We start from the raw sequence: 6,041 nt of genomic DNA on the forward strand, positions 1-6,041 counted from the left end.
CTCCCGAAGTCGCGTCAACCCCCCTCCATCACTCAATCCATTTGGGGTTCCGCCACCTTCAGGACAACTCGCCGTCCTCAAAGGTGCGCGCAATTATAGAGGGATTTTTGCGGCAGTCAACCGCTATTTTTTATTCTTTCGCATTCGTCTGGCGAGTTCGGCGCGGTCGCATCCGCCAACGGCCCCAAAGTGTCAATAATGGCCCCGATATTCCATAAAGCGAGAAGCCGGTAAACAGAACCAAAGGCGGTTCCATCGCGATCATCACAAAGATCAGTACGATCACCAGTATCGCAACGAAAGGCACCTTTTCGCGCCAAGCGACTTGTTTGAATGAATGGTAACGAAAATTGGACACCATCAAGAGTGCCGTCACAATGGTTACGATGCCTACGGCAATGGAATACTCCGATCCTGAGATGCCGTAGGTTTCGCCGCACCAAACCATACCACAGATGATCGCGGCGCCAGATGGGATCGCCAGCCCCTGAAAATATCGTTTGTCCTGAATGCCTATCTGGGTATTAAATCGGGCAAGTCTCAGCGCACCAGCTGCGACGAAGATAAAAGCTGAAATCCAACCAAATTTGCCGGATTCCGAAAGCGCCCAATTGTAAACAATGAGCGCTGGCGCCACGCCAAATGACACCACGTCCGCCAAGCTGTCGTATTCAGCGCCAAAATCGCTTTCTGTGTTTGTCAATCGCGCAATCCGGCCGTCAAAACCATCCATAATCATCGCCACAAACACGGCGATCGCGGCCCAGCCATAGTGCCCCTGCATGCTGTTGACGATTCCGAGAAAACCAGCAAACAGCCCCCCCGTGGTTAAGATGTTCGGAAGCAAATAGATGCCTCGCCTTTGTTTTGTTGTTTTTTCAGTCACGAACTCTTCCTCATCTTTGATCGTCGTCTACATTAGACGCTGACTCGGTTGACAACCTCCCCACAAACCACAAAAATGGCGGGCTGCAGGGCTGAGCACACCTATCGAGCCAAAGAGAATGTGCTATAGTCTCACCAAAGCATCCCCGGGCGTCAACCCAAATAGCGTGGAGAGTCTGAACATTGCAACAGCAAGCGTTCGAGCAGCCGAAGTCAACGTTGGTCATCTATGGCGTCACAGAAGACGGAAAAAAATTTCGCCCAAGCGACTGGGCAGAGCGTCTATGCGGCCACCTATCCACGTTTCGAAATCGCCGCATCTATTTCTCACGCCTGCTCCGACCGGCTGTTCGTGACGGTATAAAGTGCGTCATCGTGGAGCCTGAGCTCGCCGTGGAGCACCCAAAGATATATCAATTGGTTTGTGATTTCGCCACAACCAACCGGCTGCCGATGCGCCCGCTAGCGTCGAATGAAGTCAATCGCTGATGCCTTTTAACAGTAAAAATGTGTCTTGCGTCTGATAATCGTGCGTTTGTCGTTCATTGATCTCTTATTTGTTGTATCATCAGTGCGTTGCTATTTTTGAAAACTGAGATCAAGTGCCAGGAGGCAATGCAATGCGTTTGGTATATGTTTTATCGGTCATCACAGGACTGGCGATAGCAGCTTTGTCATTGGCGGCCGACAAGATGTACGTTTGGAAAGACAAAAAAGGCGTGCCACATTATACGGAAACCCCACCCCCGCCGGGCATTCCTTTTAAAGTCATTGAGATTCAGTCATCGGCGCAGAATCCAGCAGCACGCCGGACGTCTCAGCGGCCAACCAGTGCTCCCAGTCCGGAGGCCACTAAGACAGATCCCACCAAGCAGCAACTCGACCGTTATCGCGAAGCGCGCCGCCACAACTGTGAAGTGGCAAAGAAAAATCTCTACACGCTGCAGAATGTTGCGCGTATTAAAATTACCGATGCTTCAGGTGAAGTACGTCTGCTGACTGACGAAGAGAAACAGCAGCGCATTGAGGAAAGCAAAAAGCAAATCAAGGAATTTTGCGGGCCAGATCCGCTGGCCTCAAAAAAAGCTGAGGAAACAGAAGCGCCTATCCAGTAAAAGGATAGCGGCCGAGCACAATCTATCGGCTGACAGGTTTTTATTTGCCGGTCGCGCAGTAGTGGTCATGCAAAAGCTCGATCACGCGCGCCGGCAACCCCGGCACCAGCGAGTAATAAATACATTGCGCTTTCCGCTCTGTCATGACCAATCCATCCTGGCGCAATCGCGCCAAGTGTTGTGACAGCGCCGATTGGCTTAGGGCGACTCTTTCATTTAATTCAGAAACGGTCATTTTGCCTTGTGTCAGATGACAAAGGATCATAAGTCGCTGACGATTCGCCAGTGCCTTCAATACCGCCTCGGCTTGCGCCGCATTCTCGGCCATCGCTTCTAAATCAAACGCCTTTTGCATGTTCATACTAGACATCAAAATCTCTTGCATTAGAAAACTCTAATATTGTATATTAGCAGCCTCTAATTATAGTAATGGAGGTTGGTATGACAATCAACCGTTGGCTTCGAGCAATTGCAGGATTTTTTGTTCTCCTATCCGTCGCTCTCGGATGGTTCGTTCATCCTTATTTTTACCTTTTCACCGCATTTGTCGGACTGAATTTGTTGCAATCGGCATTCACCAACTGGTGTCCTATGATGAGCCTCTTGCGACGCCTTGGCGTCAAAGAAGACTAATACTTGACTGCGAGCGGTATCGACTGGCGAACTGGTGCCGCTCGCACAACTTCAACCAACGTCCCTTCTATGTATCGACCAGCGGAGGAAATATCGCTCAGCGAAACACGCCCAATGGCACCACCTAGGTCGTCACGATCCGACTCGATGCCAACCCGAAAATAATTTGGCGTATGCCCCCAATAGCGATAAGCCTTGCGACTGCCCGCCTCAACCTCAGATTCAAATAGAATCTCAACGCTATTTCCAATCTGTCTAGCCATTTCCGTACGCGCCGTGCGCGCGGCAATCTGATGTAACCGCTGGCTTCGTGCTTTTTTGACCTGATTGTCAACTTGGTTAGGCAAACGTGCTGCTTTGGTGCCACTGCGAGGGGAAAACGAAAAAATGTGGACATGCCCAAACCCCACTTCCTCGACCAACGATACACTGGCCTCGAAATCTTGCTCGGTTTCCCCCGGAAAGCCGACAATGATGTCAGTGGTGACATTAAAATTTGGCACATGCCGTCTTGCCGTTTTGACCAACTCAATAAATTCTGCACGGCGGCAACGACGACTCATGCGGCGGAGCACCGAGTCACTGCCGCTTTGCATCGGCAAATGCATGTGCGGCATCAGACGAGGATTCTCGAACAGCGACCAAAAATTATCTGGCAAGTCCCACGGCTCCACTGAAGCGAACCGAATGCGTGGTATGTCCGTATCTGATAACAAAGCGCCAACCAGCGAGCTTAAATTCTCGCCGATATCACTGCCATAGCCGCCCACGTGCACGCCAGTGAGGACAATTTCGTAAATCCCTTGTGCGTATAGTGATTGTACCTCAGCCACCAACTCAGCAATTGGGCGACTGCGTTCTTCTCCGCGAGCTAACGTCACGACACAATACGTGCATCGATAACGGCATCCATCCTGAATTTTGACAAAGGCTCGATCTCGGTGGCATGAAAAAATTGCTGCGGCATCTGGTTCCGCTGCAGCTTCTGGCATCACCGGCCAATCGAGCAAGTCGCACAGTTTGTCCACCAACAAATCTTTCTCAGGATTCGGCACCACCAGATCAACACCGAGCTGATGCGCCAATTCGTCTGGCGACAAGGTGGCGTAACAGCCACTGACCACCAGGCGTGCTTGCGGATTTTCCCGATGCAATCGACGAAGGCGCTGCCGCGACTTTCGGCTGGCTTCACCGGTCACTGCACAGGTATTCAACACGATGGCGTCTGCTTGGCCAGGGCTCGGTACCAGTGTGATTTGCCGCTTTCGCAATTGGGTCGCCCACTGCTGAAGCTCGGCCTCGTTGAGTCGGCATCCCAAAAAATCGAGATACACGCGCTTCATTGCTGAGGTTCCTTCGGCGCTTGTCCAAGCCACAACGCCAAATGTTTCAATTCTTCAGCGGACAAAGATTCAGCCAATTCAAGTGTTAAACGGCCAGATGGCACTTCCTGCAGTCGAATACTGGCTGTCTGTAACCGATCGTTGTGAAAAAATGCCAGCTCAACAAGTTGTTTTGGCTTGAATGTGCGCAGCACCTTGGCCAGATTGTCCTTATGGATTCGAATTCCATCCAGTGCCACAATTCTGTCGCCCGCGGTCAACCCGGCCTGCCAGGCTGGCGTGCCATCGGTGACAGTTTTGACCAGTGTGCCAGACGGGTCAGACGGGTCCAGTTCAAGTCCCAACTCCGCAACCACAGACTGATGAATGGCCCACTTAGTCTTGTCCTGATAACGTGTTCGAACCCCGATACGTTTTAGTGCATCGATAACTGGCGGCGGATGAGCACCTTCCACGTACTTCTCCCAAATTTCATCCGCATTCTTCAAGCCCAGCTCGGCAAAAATCTCCTTCAAATCCTCTGAGGTATAACCGCGGTTCTGGACCGGAAACGCCTGATACAACTTTCGGTGAACATCTCGAATGGAATGCTTGCCCTGGCTGTCTTGTTGCAATTGTAAATCGAGCCAAAGTGACAGCATCTCGCCTTGGCGATAAATATTCACCGCTCGGTTCCAAGCCTGTTCGCCTTTCGGCGCAATCCACTCGATGAAACTGCTCTCAGCCGGTGACATATGCCGCACGCCCGGCCGTTTTAAATGCTTTTCGACACGTTCACTCAAACGCTTGAGATATTGCTTAGGCGTCAAAATGCCGGCCCTGACCAGCATCAATTCGTCGAGATAGGAGGTGCCGCCTTCCACGAACCACAACAGGTCGGTGTAATTTTCGTCGTTAAACCGATAAGGCACCAACCCCTGCGGTCGGTAGGCTTTGACATTCCATGCATGTACCAGTTCGTGCGAAGCTGTTGCCAAAAAGTCAAAATAGTCCTCTTGCGTCCCGAAACGCCAACGCGGCCTTTGAATGACGGTCGAATTCGGGTGCTCCGTCGCCCCACGCGCGCCATCTGTCGCATGCACCATGAAGATAAAACGGTCGAAAGGAAACTCTCCCCAGTAGGTCCGCTGTGCTGCCGCGATTTTAGCCAAATCCCGGGCAGCGGCATTGATATCCAAATTACTGACACCCCAAACGATCAATTCGAATGATTGACGACCAACCTTAAATTTCACCGATTGATGGAGGCCGGTTTCAATTGGCGAATCCGCTGCTTCATCCCAGTTTTCCGCGCGAAACTCATGCGCACCGCTTCCAGCCGCCAATCCGGAAACACTTCGCCAACCTTTCGGGACAGTCAGCTCTATGTCCACAGGATGCTGTCGAAGCGCTGGTGCATACAGCAGCGTTGTCGAAAGATCCAAGAAAGCGTGAGTGGCATCAATATGACGCGTTCGTGTCCCCAGTGAATTGGCATATAGCCGGTAGCGAATTTCTACCGGCTCACCACGTAAATCCTCAACCTGCCACCGATCTTTTTCCACTCGGCGCACCGGAACACGTCGTCCTGAGCTGGTTTCTGCCACAAGATGCATCACACCATTTGCCAACGGCAGCATCAAATATCGACCGGTCCGCCAGCTTGCCATACGCAATTCCAGCACTTGTTCCGATATTGGCGGCACTAGCATGGTGATCTGGGCTTCATGGTGTGCGGGCTCATCAATGTCAATGTGATAACGCACGGCAGGACGTGCCCATGCCACCGCACTCACTAAGGCCATAAGCCACCACCATCCACGAAATTTCACAAGAGGCGCCATCGTGTTTCCAGTATCAATCATCCGAAGAAAGGCCATATTTTAACCATGAATCACTGGTGTGGCGAGGAAATCCGGTGATGGCTCTCGAACCGACCGTGCCCATCTTAGTGTCACGTTGATGTTATGCTTGGCTAGGCCCGAGCATCCCTAAATATCCCATACGCAATGGACGCCAAAGACGCTTTTCGTCAGCCCCGTCCTCATTTCAGAACGACTTCTAACGTTCAGCTTCTCCGCGACAC

The 6,041-nt window shown here is 51.7% G+C and carries 7 protein-coding genes; 3 read left to right on the forward strand and 4 right to left on the reverse strand.

The genetic code is table 11. The features are described from left to right. Window positions 1-130: 130 nt before the first annotated feature. Window positions 131-886: a CDP-diacylglycerol--serine O-phosphatidyltransferase gene (pssA, locus tag D6694_14850; protein ID RMH35210.1), complete on the reverse strand. Its 756-nt coding sequence runs from the start codon at window positions 884-886 to the stop codon at window positions 131-133. 182 nt (window positions 887-1,068) lie between these two features. Here pssA and D6694_14855 point away from each other — a divergent pair, with 182 nt between their 5' ends. Both D6694_14855 and D6694_14860 read left to right on the forward strand, forming a co-directional pair. Beyond that, on the forward strand, window positions 1,069-1,374 hold the full coding sequence (locus D6694_14855) for a DUF3579 domain-containing protein (GenBank protein RMH35211.1): 306 nt from the start codon (window positions 1,069-1,071) through the stop codon (window positions 1,372-1,374). A 131-nt stretch (window positions 1,375-1,505) separates the two neighbouring features. Beyond that, a complete protein-coding gene (locus tag D6694_14860) occupies window positions 1,506-2,000 on the forward strand; it encodes a DUF4124 domain-containing protein (GenBank protein ID RMH35212.1) in 495 nt (164 codons plus the stop codon). A gap of 40 nt (window positions 2,001-2,040) precedes the next feature. On the opposite strand, the gene D6694_14865 is transcribed toward D6694_14860, so the two are convergent. Next, window positions 2,041-2,361 (reverse strand): ArsR family transcriptional regulator, encoded by a 321-nt coding sequence (locus tag D6694_14865; GenBank protein RMH35213.1) that lies wholly within the window; start codon window positions 2,359-2,361, stop codon window positions 2,041-2,043. Between the two features lie 80 nt (window positions 2,362-2,441). Here D6694_14865 and D6694_14870 point away from each other — a divergent pair, with 80 nt between their 5' ends. Continuing rightward, on the forward strand, window positions 2,442-2,633 hold the full coding sequence (locus tag D6694_14870) for a DUF2892 domain-containing protein (GenBank protein ID RMH35214.1): 192 nt from the start codon (window positions 2,442-2,444) through the stop codon (window positions 2,631-2,633). On the opposite strand, the gene mtaB is transcribed toward D6694_14870, so the two are convergent. Beyond that, window positions 2,630-3,976, reverse strand: coding sequence for a tRNA (N(6)-L-threonylcarbamoyladenosine(37)-C(2))-methylthiotransferase MtaB (gene mtaB, locus D6694_14875; protein ID RMH35215.1), 1,347 nt, complete (start codon window positions 3,974-3,976; stop codon window positions 2,630-2,632). The two genes, D6694_14870 and mtaB, sit on opposite strands and share 4 nt — an antisense overlap. Continuing rightward, window positions 3,973-5,835 (reverse strand): M61 family peptidase, encoded by a 1,863-nt coding sequence (locus D6694_14880; GenBank protein RMH35216.1) that lies wholly within the window; start codon window positions 5,833-5,835, stop codon window positions 3,973-3,975. Before D6694_14880 ends, mtaB begins: the two co-directional genes overlap by 4 nt. Between the last annotated feature and the right edge of the window lie 206 nt (window positions 5,836-6,041).

This window comes from Gammaproteobacteria bacterium (assembly GCA_003696665.1).
GTDB lineage: Bacteria > Pseudomonadota > Gammaproteobacteria > Enterobacterales.